20 protein-coding genes are annotated in these 19,697 nt (G+C 36.9%); 8 read left to right on the top strand and 12 right to left on the bottom strand.

Going from position 1 to position 19,697, the window contains the following annotated elements; translation table 11 throughout:
* Nucleotides 1-164 precede the first annotated feature (164 nt).
* Nucleotides 165-1,682: an NAD(P)H-hydrate dehydratase gene (locus tag H1R81_RS04910; RefSeq protein WP_181839546.1), complete on the top strand. Its 1,518-nt coding sequence runs from the start codon at nt 165-167 to the stop codon at nt 1,680-1,682.
* Nucleotides 1,683-1,789: 107 nt separating this feature from the next.
* Here H1R81_RS04910 and H1R81_RS04905 read toward each other — a convergent pair whose 3' ends face one another.
* The gene (locus H1R81_RS04905) at nt 1,790-3,064 is read right to left on the bottom strand and encodes an OmpA family protein (protein ID WP_181839545.1); all 1,275 of its coding nucleotides are present in this window, start codon (nt 3,062-3,064) and stop codon (nt 1,790-1,792) included.
* Between the two features lie 167 nt (nt 3,065-3,231).
* Between H1R81_RS04905 and H1R81_RS04900 the strand changes: the two genes are divergently transcribed.
* Entirely contained in the window at nt 3,232-3,723 is a 492-nt protein-coding gene (locus tag H1R81_RS04900) for a peptide deformylase (RefSeq protein ID WP_181839544.1), read from the top strand.
* Nucleotides 3,724-3,803: 80 nt separating this feature from the next.
* Nucleotides 3,804-3,983: a hypothetical protein gene (locus H1R81_RS04895; protein ID WP_181839543.1), complete on the top strand. Its 180-nt coding sequence runs from the start codon at nt 3,804-3,806 to the stop codon at nt 3,981-3,983.
* 95 nt (nt 3,984-4,078) lie between these two features.
* On the opposite strand, the gene H1R81_RS04890 is transcribed toward H1R81_RS04895, so the two are convergent.
* The 7 genes from H1R81_RS04890 to H1R81_RS04860 all read right to left on the bottom strand — a co-directional run bounded on the left by H1R81_RS04890 (nt 4,079) and on the right by H1R81_RS04860 (nt 11,144).
* On the bottom strand, nt 4,079-4,987 hold the full coding sequence (locus tag H1R81_RS04890; RefSeq protein WP_181839542.1) for a flavin reductase family protein: 909 nt from the start codon (nt 4,985-4,987) through the stop codon (nt 4,079-4,081).
* 11 nt (nt 4,988-4,998) lie between these two features.
* Entirely contained in the window at nt 4,999-6,165 is a 1,167-nt protein-coding gene (locus tag H1R81_RS04885) for a cation:proton antiporter (RefSeq protein ID WP_181839541.1), read from the bottom strand.
* Between the two features lie 58 nt (nt 6,166-6,223).
* Nucleotides 6,224-7,450 (bottom strand): fumarylacetoacetase, encoded by a 1,227-nt coding sequence (gene fahA / locus H1R81_RS04880; protein WP_181839540.1) that lies wholly within the window; start codon nt 7,448-7,450, stop codon nt 6,224-6,226.
* Between the two features lie 38 nt (nt 7,451-7,488).
* Nucleotides 7,489-7,920, bottom strand: coding sequence for a MarR family winged helix-turn-helix transcriptional regulator (locus H1R81_RS04875; RefSeq protein WP_181839539.1), 432 nt, complete (start codon nt 7,918-7,920; stop codon nt 7,489-7,491).
* 156 nt (nt 7,921-8,076) lie between these two features.
* Nucleotides 8,077-8,808, bottom strand: a complete 732-nt coding sequence (gene phhA / locus H1R81_RS04870; RefSeq protein ID WP_181839538.1) for a phenylalanine 4-monooxygenase — start codon at nt 8,806-8,808, stop codon at nt 8,077-8,079.
* A gap of 16 nt (nt 8,809-8,824) precedes the next feature.
* Nucleotides 8,825-9,955 carry a 4-hydroxyphenylpyruvate dioxygenase gene (gene hppD, locus H1R81_RS04865; protein WP_181839537.1) on the bottom strand — a complete coding sequence of 377 codons (1,131 nt, stop codon included), beginning with the start codon at nt 9,953-9,955 and terminating at the stop codon, nt 8,825-8,827.
* A gap of 28 nt (nt 9,956-9,983) precedes the next feature.
* Nucleotides 9,984-11,144, bottom strand: coding sequence for a homogentisate 1,2-dioxygenase (locus tag H1R81_RS04860; protein ID WP_181839536.1), 1,161 nt, complete (start codon nt 11,142-11,144; stop codon nt 9,984-9,986).
* A 620-nt stretch (nt 11,145-11,764) separates the two neighbouring features.
* Here H1R81_RS04860 and dapF point away from each other — a divergent pair.
* The 4 genes from dapF (at nt 11,765) to H1R81_RS04840 (ending at nt 15,706) form a co-directional block, all read left to right on the top strand.
* Nucleotides 11,765-12,541, top strand: coding sequence for a diaminopimelate epimerase (dapF, locus tag H1R81_RS04855; RefSeq protein WP_181839535.1), 777 nt, complete (start codon nt 11,765-11,767; stop codon nt 12,539-12,541).
* 202 nt (nt 12,542-12,743) lie between these two features.
* Complete coding sequence (locus H1R81_RS04850) at nt 12,744-14,291, top strand: putative maltokinase (RefSeq protein ID WP_181839534.1); 1,548 nt, start codon at nt 12,744-12,746, stop codon at nt 14,289-14,291.
* A gap of 1 nt (nt 14,292) precedes the next feature.
* The gene (locus H1R81_RS04845; RefSeq protein ID WP_181839533.1) at nt 14,293-14,733 is read left to right on the top strand and encodes a DinB family protein; all 441 of its coding nucleotides are present in this window, start codon (nt 14,293-14,295) and stop codon (nt 14,731-14,733) included.
* Nucleotides 14,734-14,758: 25 nt separating this feature from the next.
* The gene (locus tag H1R81_RS04840; protein WP_181839532.1) at nt 14,759-15,706 is read left to right on the top strand and encodes a threonine/serine dehydratase; all 948 of its coding nucleotides are present in this window, start codon (nt 14,759-14,761) and stop codon (nt 15,704-15,706) included.
* A gap of 33 nt (nt 15,707-15,739) precedes the next feature.
* Here the strand turns inward: H1R81_RS04840 and H1R81_RS04835 are convergent, their stop codons facing one another.
* Nucleotides 15,740-16,183 carry a hypothetical protein gene (locus H1R81_RS04835; RefSeq protein WP_181839531.1) on the bottom strand — a complete coding sequence of 148 codons (444 nt, stop codon included), beginning with the start codon at nt 16,181-16,183 and terminating at the stop codon, nt 15,740-15,742.
* A gap of 28 nt (nt 16,184-16,211) precedes the next feature.
* A complete protein-coding gene (gene ade, locus H1R81_RS04830; RefSeq protein WP_181839530.1) occupies nt 16,212-17,858 on the bottom strand; it encodes an adenine deaminase in 1,647 nt (548 codons plus the stop codon).
* A gap of 229 nt (nt 17,859-18,087) precedes the next feature.
* Between ade and H1R81_RS04825 the strand changes: the two genes are divergently transcribed.
* A complete protein-coding gene (locus H1R81_RS04825) occupies nt 18,088-18,453 on the top strand; it encodes a hypothetical protein (RefSeq protein WP_181839529.1) in 366 nt (121 codons plus the stop codon).
* Nucleotides 18,454-18,554: 101 nt separating this feature from the next.
* Here H1R81_RS04825 and H1R81_RS04820 read toward each other — a convergent pair whose 3' ends face one another.
* Complete coding sequence (locus tag H1R81_RS04820) at nt 18,555-19,100, bottom strand: NADH-quinone oxidoreductase subunit J (protein WP_181839528.1); 546 nt, start codon at nt 19,098-19,100, stop codon at nt 18,555-18,557.
* 31 nt (nt 19,101-19,131) lie between these two features.
* The gene (locus H1R81_RS04815) at nt 19,132-19,683 is read right to left on the bottom strand and encodes an NADH-quinone oxidoreductase subunit I (protein ID WP_181839527.1); all 552 of its coding nucleotides are present in this window, start codon (nt 19,681-19,683) and stop codon (nt 19,132-19,134) included.
* Nucleotides 19,684-19,697: the final 14 nt, after the last annotated feature.

The raw sequence follows: 19,697 nt of genomic DNA, 5'->3' as shown, positions 1-19,697 counted from the left end.
AGGTTTAAAAAGTGTTTGTTTTATATAATTAAAGACAAGTAAGAGAGTTGACTCCCCTAAAGGTATTTAATAATTCTTAATCAAGCGTAGAAAAATAATATATCAAAAGCTCATTGTATTTTTGTGATACGAATAAGCTCATTTTTTATTAAAATACAAAATTGATGAAAATTTTATTAACAAGAAAGAAGACGGAGGCAGGCAATTATATATCAGAGATAAAAGAAGCAGACGAATATACCATTGCCCACCAATCTATCGCATCAATCGATTTGATGGAACAGGCATCAAGCGCATTCGTAAGTAACTTCATTCAGCATTTTCCAGTCTCTTACAAAAAAATAATCATATTATGTGGTTTAGGAGATAATGGAGGTGATGGACTCGCCATTGCCCGTATGCTCTATGCTTTGGGTTATGAAGTAAAAGTATATATTATCAATTATTCGTCTAAACAATCTATTAACTTTCAGATAAATCTTGAAAGATTAAAAAATAAAATCCACTCGCAGTGGATTAATAACCCATGTGAAATTCCTGACTTTCTACCTGATGAATTAGTGATTGATGCTATTTTGGGAGTAGGGCTTTCAAGACCGCTCGAAGGTTTAATAAAATCGGTAGCAGAGAAACTAAATAAAACTAATAATGAAATAGTAGCTGTTGATATTCCGACAGGTTTATTTGCAGATTCATTGAATGCAGAAAATGATGCAATCATAAAAGCCACTCAGACAATCACTTTTCAATTGCCAAAATTAGCTTTTGTACTACCCCAGAATGCTGAATTAGTAGGTAGCTGGACAATCGTTAATATTGGGCTTAATGAAAGTTTTATTGAAAAAACGCAAAGTACTTATGTCTATACTGATAATGAAACTGCAAATGCTTTGATTAAACCCCGAAAGAAATTTGCGAACAAGGGGAATTTCGGCCATGCCATGATGATGGCCGGGAGTTATGGCATGATTGGTGCCGCTGTACTTTCAACAAAAGCTTGTTTAAGGTCTGGTGTAGGTAAAATAACAATTTATACACCTGAATGTGGATACGAAATTCTTCAGACAGCTATTCCAGAAGCTATGTGTCTATGCGATAAAAGTTCTGACTTCCTTGAAAGACTTCCAGAATTAGATAATTATCAGGCTGTAGGTATAGGTTGTGGCATTGGCACAAATAAGACCACTGTTGCAATGGTAGAAGAATTATTAAAAAAAGTAAAAGTACCAGTTGTAATAGATGCCGATGCATTAAACATTATTGCAGCCAATAAAAATTTTTTAAAACTTATACCTAAAAGTGCCATTTTAACCCCGCACCCCAAAGAGTTTCAACGCCTGATTGGTAAAAAATGGCAAAACGATTACGAGAAGTTAGAGATTCTGAAAGACTTCGCAATTGAACACCATTGCATTGTATGTCTTAAAGGAGCATTCACATCTGTTGCACTGCCAGATGGAACAATCCATTTTAACTCAACCGGAAACCCGGGCATGGCTAAGGGGGGTAGCGGAGATGTACTCACAGGGATAATTTTAGCACTATTAGCCCAAGGTTACGTGCCAGAAGAAGCTGCCATTTTAGGTGTCTACGCGCATGGATTAGCCGGAGACAAAGCAGCACAACTCAAAGGCACTACTGCTATGATTGCCAGTGATATAATTGAGAATATTAAGTTTTGATGTTTTTCTTCATTAAAAAGCACAGAGAAAAACTGAGCATTATTAGAATTACTCACTTAAACTCTGTGCTATATCATGCACTATTTTTTGCAGTTGTCGAATAACAATCAAGGTTTCAAAATTACAAATTCTACTCTCCTATTCAACTTTTTGCCTTCTTCAGTAGCATTATCTGCAATAGGTTTTGTATCTCCGTAACCCTTAAACTGAATGCGCTTACCTGCAATTCCTTTACTGATAAGATACTCACGTACATTAAAAGCCCGCTCTAACGATAAACGCTTGTTTTGCCCGGGATCGCCAATATTATCCGTATGCCCTTCAATAATAATAGTCATAGTCGGGCTATTTTTCATCATCTTTAAAAGGCCATTCAGTTGCTCAAAAGACTCAGGTAATAACCCCGACTCTCCGGTATTAAAATAGACCTTATCAAGTCTGAATTTATTTTCCTCCACTTTCACCGGGGCAGTTTCTTCTTTGGGCTGGACAACCGTAGAGGTATCAACAACAGGAGATTTAACCTTCGGTTGTTCGACCTCTGAAGGAACTTTCTTTGAAGTTTCTTTCTGGACTGGTTTTGAAACAATTTTCTCAACCACAGGATTCAGGTAGATATTCTGAGTAAACTGCTGATTCTTCTTGATTTTAGACAAATCCAGACTGGCCTGTTCAGACTCGTATCCTTTCGCTATAGCTGTGAATGTGTAAGCATCAGGGCTTAAAGCGAAAGAATAATTGCCGGATGCCGAAACAATTGCAGAACCTTTTTTTGCAGCGTTTTTATCAAACTGATAAACCACTCTGCCCATAATAGGTTTCTGAGTTTTGGCATCTATTATTTTCCCTTTTACAGTCAGGGTGATAGGCCCGGTAGATGCGGTTGGTATTTTTCTTAAAGGATTTCTGATATGAACCCCGTAAAAATTCCAGAATTGCAAAGTTTGCTCAGGAGAGTTTTTACCTTCTATCAGATTAAAAAGCTCAATTCCTGGGTCTAATCTTTCATAATAAACGGTAAAATTGTACACTTGTCCAGGTGAAACAGGTTTTGAATCAGGGAGTTCGGGTATGCCGGTTGCCCTGATATATTTAAAACGTTTGCCGTTTCCGTTCAGGTAGCTCTTAGGATTAATAGAAATAGTAGCGGTAGATTGCTGGGGTCTTTGATTGGGCAAAGGAATCGGAAAATTATAATTCTGGCTTCTTCGATTACTGTATTGATAGCTGAAAGAAATAATTGTAAATTCGTCCCGGAGCTCCACTTTGGTAATATCAGTATCGTAAGTTACCTGGTCATCAATTTCCGGCGTATGCGTAATCGTTTGTCCAAAACTTTGAATGGAGCAAAAGAGGAGGATTATCAGACATATTCTTTTCATGGGCGTAAAATTTATTGCACAGACTTTCGCTCTAACCGTTTCTTAGTTTAACACAAAAGAGTCATATTTGTTAAAAGCTGTTATCAGATATATTACGAAATCTACCCGAAAATTATTATATACAATTTTTGCATCAACAAAAATGCAATATTTTGTTAAAAAATTATATGAAACACCTTGAAGATTTAGTCTTATTAGGCGATCCACGCTTATATGAAGTCTGCGAACCAGTGGTACCTGAAGAATTACCTAAGGTAAAAGAATGGGTAAAAGATTTACACAATGTAATGCAGGAAATACGGGCAAAATATCATTTTGGCAGGGGTATTGCCGCCCCACAATTAGGAATTATGAAACGCCTGATTTACATAAATATTGACACTCCGGTTGTTATTATTAATCCAGAATTTGAAAACATGAGTGATGAAATGTTTGAACTCTGGGATGATTGCATGAGTTTTCCGAATTTACTTGTTTATGTAAAACGCCATAAATCATTAACAATGAAATATTTAGACGAAAACTGGCAGGAAAAAAGATGGCAGGCAGAAAGTGCAATTTCAGAACTATTACAACATGAATACGATCACCTGAATGGAGTCTTGTGCACCATGCGTGCCGTTGACGAAAAATCCTTTCGGTGGAAACCCACTCCTTAAATCTGCAAAACAGTGCATGTGGGCTGGCACAGTTTTTTATGAGTTTTAATTACTTAATTCACTAAAACTTTATAACAGCCATGAAACTATTAAATTATCTTTTAGTCATCTGCTTTGTATTGATTGTTTCCTCATGCGATGCCATTGCTGGTATTTTCAAAGCCGGCTTTAATACAGGCATTGTAGTAGTAATCATTGTGATTGTCCTGATTATAGTAGGTCTTTTCAAAATGTTCGGAGGTGGCGGCAATAAGGGGTGACGCTTAAACTAATCTACTAATTAAACTAAGCCTTACAGGTTTTAGCCCCACTCTTTAAATCGTCAAATTTGCTGATTCGGAGGGTGGGGTTTCCTTTATCGGGTATTGTATCCCAAAAAATCATTGTGGCTTTGCAATAGAACCAGCCATGCTTCTTTTACTTTATTCATTTCTAAAAGCCTTCGCGCCTCGTCATGCAATAGATTATCTAAATAAGCACAACCATTTATAGATTGCTCTATAATATCCTTTATCGTTTGGGTCTTCCGATACGCCATTACCTCGGTTTTATCCGGTAACACTTCAATATTTCCTAATTGTCCTAAATGATTCCCTGTCAGTATTTTCGATAACCGGATACTTTCTGGAATAGCATCGTACCCGATACCAATCTTTGTATTAGGTTTCTCAACCTCAAACATAGCTCCTTCGCTTATATGGGCATACCAGTCTGCCCCCATCCGGGCAACCCAGTTGGTTTTGCGTTGGTCAATTTTTCCATTTTCACCAATAATATCCTCTGCAAAATGCGCCATTATTATCTGGCATATGTATAGATTCATAGTGCCAATTTCGCGCACCTCCAACACCTTGCATTCAAACTGGGCCGGAGATTCTTTTACTCTTGGCGGTGTTACCAATATTGATGGTTCAGGTGTAAATCCTGCCTTAATAAATTCATTAATGCCACGTGGATACTCAATACTCGCCAAAGACATTTGCTGTACCATTGCAAAATCAACCATATTAATAACTACCTCTGGCACTTCGGCAATATTTAAAGCAGTGTCTTTCTTCGAACCGTCACGTCCGCGGTTATTAGGGGCAAACACCAATATTGGTGGATTAATACCCATAATATTAAAAAAACTGAACGGGCTTAAGTTTATATTCCCATGCTTGTCTGTACTACTCACAAACGCAATAGGTCTGGGCGCAACCGTACCCGTCAGATAACTATAAAAAGCTCTTGGCTCTAAGTCTTTCGGATCAAGTGTAAGCATACTCTTTTTAATTAAACAGTTTTTTTATTCCTTATCAGGCCAAACATCATCACAAATGCTGTCAAAAATATAATCTGTGTAAGCAATCCTTTATTTACTTCTAAAACCTGATGTGTTTCAGGTATTGCCAAAAACAACAAAATGGTTATCAATCCTCGTGGTGCAATATAAAGCAGAGGCGCAATCCTGATTTTTAACAGAGTAAAAATCAGATATCTTCCGGCAAAAATGAATACCAGTATCAACAAAGCATTAACAAAATCTGATAAGCTGAGAAGTGCCTCAATATCTGTGTAATAGCCAAACATGATAAAAAAGAAAGATCTGATCACAAATGTTACTTCTGCAATAAGATGTTCAAATGAATTAACCTCAGCTTTTATGCTCTCAGGATTAATCCATTTTTTAACAAAATCAAATTTTATAAGATGTACATTGTTCAGAAACAAGCCAAAAATCAATACCAGAACCAATGAGGGCAAATGATATATTTTTGTAAATATGTAAAGCAATATCAGAATCGTAACAATCGGAATATATTTAATATGATGGTTCAATTTACTGATCATACTACCCAGAGCTATGCTCGCGATAATTGATAAAGCCATGATTATGATAATATCAAATAAGAATGAAGCAAAAGTGCCTATCCCGAAAAAATCATGTAGTACAAGAAAGTTAAAAAAAATAATCCCCAGTATATCCGATATCGAACTTTCATAAACTACAAACTCACGGTTATGAGAATCCAGATTTTTCACACTTGGAATCGCAATAGCACTACTGATAATACCCAGAGGAATTGCATTAATCAGACATGTCAGAAAAGGTTTATCTGTAAGATAAAATAACCCGATTGCTAAGACTGTACTGAAGAGAACCAAACCGGTAAATGCACTTTTTACGGTCGATGTAAATAATTTTCTTTTTTGTGCATTAATTTCTAACTCAAGAGCTCCCTCCAAAACAATCAGAATCAACCCCACCGTGCCGATTACCGGTAGAAATGGTTCTAAATTCGGAACATGAAAATTTGAATAATTCGTGATAATTTTGGCAAGAATACCAACCGAAAGTAATAAGACCACTCCGGGTATTTTAGTGTTTTTGGCAGAAATATCAAATAGGTAAGCTATCAGAATCAGCGAACAAATGATAATGATAATAGTGTTGGTCATTTGGTAGTGAGGTTTAGCAATATTGATGAGAGCTATCAGGTCGTAAATTACAAAAAATTCAACGACTCGCAACTATTTCACCACTCACTTCACCAAATCCTACTCTGATACCATCTTTTTCAGAAAACCCGCCTATTGTCAAAGTATCGCCATCTTCTAAAAAGGCTCTTTCCAGGTTATTTTCCAATACTATGGGTTGTTTCCCACCTATACTCAATTCTAATAAACACCCTGAACTATCTGGAATTGGACCACTGATAGTGCCTGACGCTATTATGTCACCAATTTTCAGATTACACCCATTTATGGTGTGATGCGCTATCTGTTGTGCCAGATTCCAGTACATATATCTGAAATTAGTATTTGAGATTGTATATGCTTTTTTGTCTTTTGTTATAAGATTGACCGCCAGCTTAATATCAAAATTTCTTTTCCCTTCAAAAGCAAGATAGGGTAAAGGTAAGGGGTCTTGTACTGGTGTTGCAGTTCTGAAGTGGGCTAAGGCCTCTAAAGTAACAACCCACGGAGAGATAGACGAGGCAAAATTTTTACCCAAAAATGGCCCTAATGGTTGATACTCCCACCTTTGAATATCCCTTGCAGACCAATCATTAAAAAGAACCAGTCCGAAAATATAGTTTTCAGCATCTTCAGTGCTTATATTCTCACCTAATAAGGAATTTTTACCTATAATCGCACCGATTTCCACCTCAAAATCCATTTCTTTAGTCGGCGAAAAAACAGGATTCAGACTATCTGCTGGCTTAATCTGCCCTTTTGGTCGAACTACTGGTGTCCCAGATACCACGATAGAACTTGCACGTCCATGATAGGCAATCGGTATATATTTCCAGTTAGCAACCAGCGGGTTATCAGGCCGGAACATCTTACCTACATTAGTGGCATGCTCCAGGCTCGAGTAGAAATCTGTATAATCACCTACTTTAACAGGCAAGTGCATTTTTACCGATTCGATTGGATAAAATGCCTCTTTAAAATACCTTTTTAAGGGGGATTTCTCCTTTATAAGCCATTCCTGTAATTGTAAGCGAACGGCATTTGTTTTCTTCTTTCCTAAATTAATAAAATTGTTCAGATAAGCCTGATTACATACATTACGGGGAACTTCTATTAAACCAAATTTCCGTAACTGCTCCATATCTATCACAAAATCTCCGATGCGCACACCCATACGAGGAGACTTCCGGCCAATACTAAATATACCAAATGGAAGATTGTAAATAGAAAAATCTGAGTCTGAAGGAATATTTAGCCAGGAATTCATCACAATTTAAACAAATTAAACAAAGTTTCAGAAACGCATTAACTCACGTTTTTATGAATCGTGTTCATAATTCTAACTAATTCATCATAATCTTCATCAGTTAACCCATCCCATGATTTCATCCTGATTTCCCCGATTACCTCCAGGGCTTTAGTATGTAACTCTTCACCTTCTTCGGTCAGAAAAATATTGAATTTTCTTCGGTCATCATCTGCCATTTGTCGTCTCACTAATTTCTTTTCCACTAATAAATCTAAAATACGGGTTACGGTCGGAGCATCTTTGGCAGTGTCAACTGCCAGATCGTTCTGGCTGACACCCGGTTTGGGTTTAATATGGTCAAGAACTACCCACTGGTCAACTGTCAGATCTATACCATTATCAGTCAGCCCCTTCTGCATAAAACTACGAATACGCTTGATCGTGGTATCTATTTTAAAAAAATAAGAGCGTTGGTCAGAATGTGTCATTTTTTTAGTTTGTCAATACTTTTGTAAAACGGAATGTCAATCCGCTATTGTCATAAAATATAAATTATGTTATTTATATTTCAATACTTAAAAGAATATTCTATTGCGATGCTTTTAAGTGACAAAATATTTTACAAAAGTAGAAAAAACCTCCAATTATTGACATACTAATAATTGTTGCTCCAAAACTTTTTCAAATTCAGACAATGAATGAAATAACTGTTCATAAGAATCAATGATGAAATACTTTTTCTGATACTCATCAATTTTTATTTCTGTAGCAATAATCTCTTCAATAGTAAAAGGTACTCTTTCAGGTATATTGCTATGCAGACTGTACTCACTTTCACCACTTGATGATAAAATACCTCCACCATAAATCCTTAATTCATTGTTTTCTCGCACTAATCCAAATTCCACCGTGTACCAATACAGTCTCTGCATCATTTTGATGGCCGTCTCATCTTCAATATACTTTAATGAAATCTTGCTGAATTCCGCTAAAAAATCACAGAAAGCCTGATTGGTCAATAAAGGAACGTGTCCGAAAGTATCATGAAACATATCCGGTTCTTCCAGATATTCCAGTTGGTCTCTGCTTCTTAACCAGGTCGAGGCCGGAAATTGCCTCGCAGCCATCAATTCAAAAAATTCCCTGATCGGCACCAATCCGGGCACGCCAACTACTGACCAACCCGTCAGGGCTACCAATCTTGGGTTTAGTTCCTTTTCAAAATCCGGAATATGACTTGCCACAAAACCAGCTTTTTCAATACCAGCTAAATAATCTTTACTTGCCAGAGATGGCAATTTTTCTAATTGTCTTTCAAACAACAGTCTCCACACTTTGTGGTCATCTGTCGTATAAGATGAATAGGTTTGGTTCATAATTTTATCTGGTTTATCACAAAGTACCTCTTAACTCCTGCTCTCTTTCAATGGCCTCAAAAAGTGCCTTAAAATTTCCTTTCCCAAATGACCGGGCACCCTTTCTCTGAATAATCTCAAAAAACATAGTAGGGCGCGGCTCAACAGGCTTGCTAAAAATCTGTAACAGATAACCTTCATCGTCTCGGTCTACTAAAATACCCAAAGCCTTTAATTGCACTATCTCTTCATCAATATCTCCTATACGCCCTTTTAATTCTTCATAATAACTATCTGGTACGCGCAAGAATTCTACCCCTCTCTCAAGCAGATGCGTAACGGTCGTAATAATGTCATCAGTTGCTACAGCCAGGTGTTGCACACCTGCTCCCTCATAAAAATCAAGGTATTCTTCAACCTGCGACTTCTTCTTACCTTCTGCAGGTTCGTTTATAGGAAACTTGATCCTGCCATTACCATTCGACATCACCTTGCTCATCAAAGCCGTATATTCTGTCGAAATATCTTTATCATCAAAACTCACCAACTGGCTAAAGCCCATTACGCTGGCATAAAAATTCACCCAGTCGTTCATTTCATTCCAGCCAACATTACCTACCATATGATCTACATATTTGAGACCTACCGGCGAAGGATGATAAGCAGGTGTCCATGCTTTAAAATCAGGTAGGAATACCCCATTGTATTTGCTTCTTTCCACAAAAACATGAACCGTATCACCATAGGTATGAATACCCGAACGCACCACATACCCGTAGTCATCTTCCTCTTCAACAGGCTCAAAATAAGGCTTTGCCCCACGTGAGATAGTTTCATAGTAGGCATCTCTGGCATCATCAACCCACAAAGCAACTACTTTTATACCATCTCCATGTTTGTCTATATGCTTGCCTATTTCAGTACCACCATGCAAAGGAGACGTAAGAACCAATCTGATTTTGCCCTGTTGTACAACATAGCTCTCACGGTCTTTTAATCCGGTTTCAAGTCCGGCGTAAGCTAATGGTTGAAAGCCAAAAGCCGACTGATAATAATGAGCCGCCTGCTTGCAGTTACCTACATACAGTTCTATATAATCAGTGCCATTAATTGGCAGGAAATCGGTATTCCCGATCTCATTCATACGTTTTTTTTGTTGATGAAGCATAATTGCATTAGTTTTTGAGTAGAAATAATTACCCTATCCAGCTACCAAAATATTTACCGTCGTCCAATTTCAGCGCATCCTCTGTAAGCAGAAGGGGTCTGAAAGTGTCAACCATTACTGCCAGTTCCTGAGTTTCTTTTTTGCCGATACTCCTTTCCATTGCTCCTGGGTGCGGTCCGTGCGGAATCCCCCCTGGATGCAAGGTAATATGCCCCTGAGCAATATCATTACGGCTCATAAAATCCCCGTCTACGTAGTAAATCACCTCGTCTGAATCAATATTTGAATGATTATATGGCGCAGGTATGGCTTTAGGGTGATAATCAAATAGTCTTGGACAAAACGAACAAACTACAAAAGCATCTGTCTGAAAAGTCTGATGCACGGGCGGAGGTTGATGAATACGCCCGGTAATCGGCTCAAAATTGTGTATTGAAAACCCCCACGGATAATTATAGCCATCAAAACCTACTACATCAAAAGGATGATACCGATACACTAAACTATGGAGCTTATTTTGTTTTTTTATTTTTATGACAAATTCACCTTGTTCATCATGTGTTTCAAGATTTTCCGGCAATTTATAATCCCGCTCGCAATAAGGCGAATGCTCCAATAATTGCCCGAAATAATTGCGATAACGCTTGGGCGTATAAATTGGTGAATGTGACTCAACATAGAAAATACGATTATCTATTGTATCAAAATCTATCTGATAAATCATTCCTCTTGGAATAATCAGGTAATCGCCATATTCAAAAGAAACATTTCCTAATTGTGTGCGAAGTGTACCAGAGCCTTTATGAATAAATAGAAGTTCATCGGCATCAGCATTTTTATAGAAATAATCGCGGAGAGATTTTTGTGGAGCAGCTAATCCGATTATACAGTCTTTATTGACCAATATTGGCACCCTGCTCTCCAGAAAATCCTCTTTAGGAAGCACATTAAACCCAATAAACTTGCGCATCATTAACTGATTCGTATCAACAATTTTAGGACTTAAATCTATGCTGTCTCCTACCTGTATAACCTCTGTTGGCCGATGTATATGATACATCAACGAAGCCATGCCATCAAAACCAACAGTCCCGAATAGTTGCTCATAGTAGAATCCGCTTCCATCTGGTTTTTCAAATTGTGTATGGCGCTTGGCTGGTATATTCCCGGATTTATGATAAATAGGCATATATTTGCTATAACAATTATTGCTACACAAATTAAAATAAAAATAATTGTTATGACAAATAATTTATTATTATTTTTTTATTAAATAGGATTTATCAGGCAATCCACTTCAAAATTTCATTTAATCATACACCCAGATATTTAGAATCCTGATAAAGTATTCTAAATTTGAAACGCATAAAACTTAAAGTAAGGAAATGATAAAATCTGATACAGATAGTTTATGAGAAAAGAATTAAGTTTGCGGGGAATATGTTATTATTGTAAGGCACAGACCTAAAAAAAGAAATAGTTCAGGCATTCTGTTAAATGCAAATACCTCATTCGGTTTTTTAAGTAAAGCTATGTCGTCAAATAAAAAACGTTTAGTCGTCAACAAAACCTTTGATGTGTGTTCGCAATCTTATTGTGCATTTAAAATGATGTTTTATATACATTTTTAAAAAATTATGTATAAAAAACCGGGATTTATGTTACTCAGAGACGTTTTCTGATTGAAACTTCACCGTGGGCAAAACGTTTTATAATCAACAAAACCTTATCGGCTGACAGAGTTAAAACATTATCATCAATCTAACCGATGAATGTTTAATTTCAACGGCCTGTTACTAATTAAAAAAAATGACCGAACAAAACTATTCCGGAAATTTCTATAAATACCAGGGCACAGGAAATGATTTCGTGATGATTGATAATCGTGACGGGCAATTTCCTGTCAATCAGGCTTATATTGAACATCTTTGCCATCGCCGATTCGGCATCGGAGCAGACGGACTAATTCTACTACAAAATGACCCTGACTACGATTTCAGAATGGTTTATTTCAATGCTGATGGACGTGAGGGTAGTATGTGCGGCAATGGCGGAAGGTGTACAGTGCGTTTTGCCGAAGACTTAGGCATATTTAATGGAAGTACAAATTTTATTGCCATTGATGGTGAACACCAGGCATCGGCCGATTCGGCAGTTATTTCATTAAAAATGGGAAAAGTACATAGCCTTGAACATAATGAGTACTATGACTTTATGAATACAGGTTCACCACATTATGTAAGATACATCTCAGACATTCAGAACTTTGATGTTTTTAACGAAGGCCGAAAAGTAAGATATGCTGTTGATTGGGTAAAACGAGGTGGCACGAATGTAAACTTTGTAGAGGTACTTGATAATGAAACCATCTATGTACGAACCTACGAAAGAGGTGTGGAAGATGAAACCTATTCTTGCGGAACAGGTGTGACCGCCTGTGCCATATCTGCCTATCTGAAATACGGTATGCAAAGCCCTGTCAAAATCATTACCAATGGTGGTAATTTACAGGTATCTTTCGACAATGATTTTCAGAATATATACCTGACTGGGCCTGCTGTCAGGGTTTTTGAGGGGAAATTATAATACTATCTCTCATTTAAGAATAAGCTTATGGATACTATTTAATTTGAGATTTTGTTGTTGAGACACACTTTTCATCAGATTAAACAGACTCACATCTTGCACATTAACTGATCATTAATAAAACATGAAATATCATAAATAATTAAAAAAATGTAAGGTTAACTACTATCTTCGCAAATATTACTTTAACCATCTTGCTACAATGACTGAATTCGTTTTAACCATAGAGTGGAAAGGATTTGAGAAAGATAAGTATGTACATACTGTTTTAGAAGATAATATTCTCCCCCCCTATATTCAACAATGCCGCTGGTTTGCAGGGAAAGCCCGGAAAATCAAACAGTTAAAAGTAAGACACGTTGTACACTTTGAAGAATTTATCTTCATGGTTTTTGAGGCTCGATACGAAGAAGGCGATAGTGAACAGTATCTCTTACCGCTTTCTTTCATTGAAGAAAACACACAGTCAATTCCATCAAAAGGCATTTTAAGTAAAGCGATGATGGATGACAAAACAGGCCACCTGGTTGACGCGATTTATGATGTCCGTTTCCGTAGCGCAATATTCCAAGCTATCTTCAATCAATCTCAGCTCACACAATACAATCAGGATTTACTAAACTTTGCAAAAGGTAAGGCATTTGTTGAAGAATCAGAAATAACAGATTCGGTTCTACCTGATATTGACTCCTCTAACTCCGCCATGATTTTTGGTGGCAAATACTTTCTGAAACTCTACCGTAAACTATTTTCAGAGACTAACCCTGAAGTAGAGATGGTTGAATTTATTACGCAATACTCTGAATTCAGAAATATCCCATTATTTGCAGGAAGTATTACCTGGAATCGAAAAGATGAAGCCGCTACTACTTTTGGTGTAATGGTGCAAGTAGTAGAGAATATCAAAGACGACTGGAGCATGACAGGCGATTACCTGAATGACTTCTTAGAGGCCTTTGTAGAGGGAAATTTCCAGATTAAAGAATCAGTTTTTGATAAAGTCACCCAATTGGCCCATCGTACTGCGCAAATGCACCTTGCCTTGTTTGCTTTGCGTGGAGCTGATAATTTCAATGCTGAGCCATTTGACAGGCAATATAGAAGATACCTCCATGAAAAATTTGAAAATTTATTAGAGCGTCGGTATAATTTATTGACAGATAACTACCTTAAGTTAGATGTTCAGGCACAAAACCTGGCATGGACATTCATGGAGGCCAAAGACCTGATTCTTGATTTCATTGACCAGGTACTTACACGTCCTTTATCCTCTTTCCGAACCAGAATTCATGGTGATTATCACTTAGGTCAGATTCTGGCTACTAACGATGATCTGGTAATCATTGATTTTGAAGGAGAGCCCGAAAGCAGCATTGCTGAACGAAAAATCAAACATTCTCCGCTAAAAGATGTCGCTGGCATGATACGCTCCTATCATTACGCAGTTTCGGCCAAACTATTTAATTCAGCCGAAACCAGCCATACAGATACTGTTGTGCTTCAGCGTGCCGCCGACCGTTGGTACAAACTCATTAAAGATACTTATCTGGAAGAGTACTTATCAATGTTTGGTTCCCCTCACCCCCTATTCAAAGACCCGAACGAGGTAAACTACTTGCTCTTATTTCATTTATTAGAGAAAGCCATTTATGAATTGGGTTATGAGGTCAATTATAGACCAACCTGGGTAAAAATTCCATTAAAAGGAATAGTAGAAGTAATTAATGAAATTGAAAAATTAAGACGTTGATATGAAAGCTTATTTCCATAAACTTTTTGAACACGAGCATTGGGCGAATATCGAGGTTTTAGAAACATTTCTGGAGGCAACAGAAGTATCTGACAGAGCACATGAAATAATCTCTCACATGGTCGCAGCTCAAACCATCTGGATAGAGCGTATAAATGGCACACCTTCAGATACTAAGGTTTGGTCAGTCTATGAAAAAGTAGCCCTGCAAGGATTATTTGATGCAAATTATGAAGCGTTGCAAACACTGATAGATAGAGAAGACTTTAATAGGGTGGTAACTTATATAAACTCAAGAGGTGCACAATATAGCAGTACCGTGAGCGATATACTGACACACATGGCTTTGCATGCTTCTTATCATCGTGGACAAATCATTTTATTAATCAAAGGTCAGGTAGAGAAACTTCCAGCCACTGACTATATTTTTTATTACCGTTAATACAGTTTCTATCATCAACAAGCATATGAATCATATTCCAACATTTGACGACATCAGAGATACGCATGATAGAATCAGTGTTTATATCAATAAAACACCAATACTGACTTCTGACCCAATCAATGAATTGGCAGGCTGTCATATATTTTTTAAATGCGAGAATCTACAAAAAATTGGCGCATTTAAAGCACGTGGAGGAATGAATGCTGTCTTGTCTTTGAGCAAAGAAGACCAACAAAAAGGTATCACTACACATTCATCAGGAAATCATGCACAGGCCATTGCTTTAGCCGCTAAAGCTGTTGGTACAAAGGCTTATATTGTAATGCCCAGCAATGCCCCTGAAATCAAGAAAAATGGAGTGAAATATCTGGGTGGAGAGATTATTGAATGTGAACCAACTTTAGAAGCCAGAGAAACCACTGTACAAAAGGTAATCGACCAAAAAGGAGCAACTTTTATTCACCCTTTCAATAACTATGATGTAATAGCCGGACAGGCTACAGCAGCCATAGAATTAATTGAACAAGCCGGAGACCTGAATGTTATAATAGCACCAGTAGGTGGCGGCGGCTTGTTAAGTGGCACAGCCTTAGCAACCCATTATTTACTACCGCATGCTGAGGTAATTGCCGGAGAACCGGAAGGGGCAGCCGATGCTATCTTATCATTCAAAAGTGGCAAAATAGAAAAGGCACCCTATATTAAAACTATAGCGGACGGTCTCCTCACAAATCTGGGAGATAAAACTTTAGAGATTATCCGTACCTACGTAAAAGATATTATCACAGTTAGCGAAGAAGAAATTATTGCAGCTATGCGCCTAATATGGGAGCAATTAAAAATTGTGATTGAACCATCTTCCGCAGTTCCATTTGCGGCATTATTGAAAGAAAAAGAACGATTTGCAGGTAAACGGGTAGGGATAATTTTGACTGGTGGAAATGTTGATTTGGGTAAATTGCCGTTTTGAGGGAATTTCTTTTTAATAGAATTTCTTATAAAATCATAATCTTTCTATTATATAATTTATTAATGCAGTTAAAAAAAAGGTTGCCAACATTGAAGATAAAATTACTCCAGATATTGCTACAATATCATAAATTGGAGGTAAGTCTTTAAAGTCATACTTTTTATCAAATTCTTTAATGATAAAAAATCTTTTGCCCTTTTTTGAATATAATGTTTCAATTCTATAAGAAAAACAGAAGGTAAATATTACTATAAATATAAGAGTGATTATCAGTAGCCAGCGAATGTCAATTTCTAAAAATAATTCTTTTAACAATGGTGAAAGTATAAACCCTAAACAAATAAATAAATACACAAATACTGCTGCAACTCGATTGGCAACTTTATAATGATAATTTACTTCTGGTGATTTTTTAATACTTGCCTGAAAAAAGAAATAATATAAAAAATCAATCAAATGTTGAAGTTTTTTAATCATGCCTTAAAATATAAACTAACTACATTTATTATTCCTGCCCCCTAAACAAATCCACAAAACTAAAAGTATTCCCATCAAACAATCCCAAATCACTCAGTTTTAAAGAAGGTATAACCAATAATGCCATAAACGATAGACTCATAAATGGAGATACAAGCGTACTACCCAATTGTTCCTTGGCAAATTTATCAATCATGGTATAGCTCTCAGCTATTTTATAGCCGTCTTCATTACTCATCAATCCGGCTACCGGTAAGGCTAAAACTCCTTTTTTCAGATTACTTACTGCAGACACGCCACCTTTTTCTCTGACTATCAGATTAACCGCTTCGCAGATAGATTCATCATCTATTCCGACTGCAATAATATTATGAGAATCATGAGCAACTGAGGAAGCAATTGCCCCTTCTTTTAAGCCGAAGTTATTAATGAAAGCTACCACAGGCTTTGCCTCAGAATAGCGATTATATACCACAATTTTTAATATATCATTTTCTATATCCGAAACTACCTTTGCTTCTACAATTTTGGGTTCAACCAGAATCTCTTTCGTAATTAATTGCCCGTCTATCGTTTGAATTACTCGCAGGAGATTTCCTTTATGGGGTGCCACAACTACTATATCCTGTGGGTTCAGTGGTTGGCAGTTAAAATTATTAACTACCTCGCTTTTCAGATTCTCTATTAATGAAGTACCATTTTCTGCTACTTTCTCTCCATCAATATAGGTTTCCAATACTTCAAAGTTTTCCAGATTATCGACAATAATAAAATCTGCCCAATCGCCCTCTCTTAATAACCCTACATTCATTCGGTAGTGCAATACCGGATTAATTGTAGCCATGCGTAATACCTTAAACTTATCAATGCCCTTAGTCATTGCACGTTTGATTAGCTGATTGATATGGCCTTCTACCAGATTATCCGGGTGTTTATCATCAGAGCAAAACATCATTTCTGAATAATATGTATCCGCTAAGGGAATCAGCTCTTCAAAATTCTTGGCGGCACTTCCCTCCCGAATCAATATTTTCATACCTAATTTCAGCTTTTCTAAGGCTTCTCCTTTGGTGAAACACTCATGATCGGTTTCTATACCTGCTTCAACGTATTTTTTGGCGGCTGCACCTCTTAATCCAGGAGCATGGCCATCAATAGGTTTATTAAAGGCTTTGGCCAATGCAAGTTTCTGCATTACAGCAGGGTCTTCATTTAACACCCCAGGGAAATTCATCATTTCGGCCAGATATCCTACTTCTTTATAAGTAAATAATCTGGCAATATCTTCAACGGTTACATTAGCACCTGCGGTTTCAAAATTAGTAGCAGGTACGCACGAAGGTGCACCAAAACAGAATTTAAAAGGCACTTTACGCCCATCTTCAATCATGTATTTCACACCCTCTACTCCTAATACATTGGCAATTTCGTGCGGATCAGATACTGTGCCAACTGTGCCATGAACAACGGCTAATCTGGCAAATTGCGCAGGAGTTAGCATTGAACTCTCAACATGGATATGCGCATCAATCAAACCCGGCAGCATATACTTTTCTCCCATTCTTTCAACTCCTATATATTTTATCTGCTGAATCCTTCTGTTTTCAATTGTTATCTCTCCAAATTCAATTGTCCCGTCAAACACATTTACAAGGTTGGCTGTATAGGTTATCATCGTCTCTAAAACTTGATTAAAAAGGGTAAATAGCTTTATTGATATTCAATTGTATCATTTGAAAAATGAAGTTATCAATCTTTTTTATAAAAGGCTAAGATAAGCCATCAAAAGCCCTAAAAATAAGTATTTTTTATCAAACACGTCCCTTTCAAAAAAACATTTATTTTTTTTATACTTTTTGAATGATTTTACGTTTAAATGTATGAATTAATCAAAAGTATTTAAAATGAACAAAAACAATATAGAGTTAAACGAAAAGTTTACTGAAAGACGTCGCTTCGATTTGCTGGCAAGTTTGGCAATTGATGCGGTGGGTATGGTTACTTTTATATTACCTGCATTAGGCGAAACTTTTGATTTGGTTTTAGCACCAGTTATTGCCGCCTTAATTTTTGCTGTTCACCGCACTACCTTTGGCGCTGCATTCGGGTTTCTTGAAGAGATTTTACCATTTACAGATATTATTCCTACGGCCACCATTTTGTGGGCGTATCGTTATATTTTCAAGAAAAAGGAGACATGGCAACAGTTTGTAGAAAAGTATAATAAGAAAAATAATACCGTTATTCGCGTAAAAGAATCAACAATCTAATGATTGAATCCTAATAAATGCAATGCGTACATTGCAACAAACAAAAATCCCTTTCTGAACCAGAAAGGGATTTTTCATAAATACTATCTCTTATTTTACTTTTAGAAATGTCTTTCTCCGGTTTCTCTTTTACCAAGCATTACTGCACCTGCCATTGCTACTAAAAGCAATATTGAGATCAATTCGAAAGGTAAAAGATACTCGCCATATAAAGATTTCCCTAACACCTCAACCATACCACTTTGAGAATTGTAGGTAAGTGGATTCACAGGTTCTCTTTCCGCTCTACGCAAGAAAATAATTAAAATTCCTCCCAGAATAACCGCAGTTACAACAGCGGTGAAAATTACCTTGTCTTTTTTCATTTCCTCACTCTCCTGTCTAAGGTTCAGGAACATGATAACGAACAGGAACAAGACCATGATAGCACCCGCGTAAACAATGATATTAACCGCAGCTAAAAACTGTGCATTCAGCAGAATATAGTGTGCAGATAATGAAAAAAATGTCACGATCATATAAATAACGCTATGCACGGGATTGCGAGACATCACAGTACCCAAAGCGCCGAAAAGCGTTAATACAGATAGAATCGCAAAGGTGTAATAAATGGGCGGAAGGTGTAGTATGTTTTTAAGATATTCCATATTATAAGTATCTCAAATTGTTATATCTGAGTTAAGCGTTTTTCCAAAGTTTCATTGCATCCTCTTTCGTCCATGCATCACGGCGATAGCGATTATTAGGGTCTTCAACTAATTGATCCTTGCCATAAATTACATCTTCACGATCGGTGAATACAGGTACAAATTTATCATGGCGTAAATAGACCGCTTGTTTAGGACAAGCTTCTTCGCAAAGACCACAAAAAATACAACGTAGCATATTGATTTCGTATACAGCTGCATATTTCTCTTCACGATAAAGGTGCTCTTCACCTTTTTTTCTTTCCTGTGCTACCATTGAGATTGCTTCAGCCGGACAAGCCACTGCACACAAACCACAGGCTGTGCAACGCTCACGTCCTTCTTCGTCTCTCTTTAAAATATGGTGCCCACGAAAAACAGGTCCAAGATATCTTTTTTGTTCAGGATACTGAATCGTTGGTTTTTTCATGAAAAAGTGACGAATCGTAATTCCCAAGCCTGTTGCTAAAGATGGTAAGTAGCTGCGCTCAAATAAACTCAGCTCACTCTTATCAGTTTTTTTAGCTCTATTAGTTAATTGCATATTTTTAATATTTC

Origin of the sequence: Emticicia sp. BO119, assembly GCF_013912375.1 — a bacterium.
GTDB lineage: Bacteria > Bacteroidota > Bacteroidia > Cytophagales > Spirosomataceae > Emticicia.
This window is presented reverse-complemented; position numbering and strand designations above follow the sequence as displayed.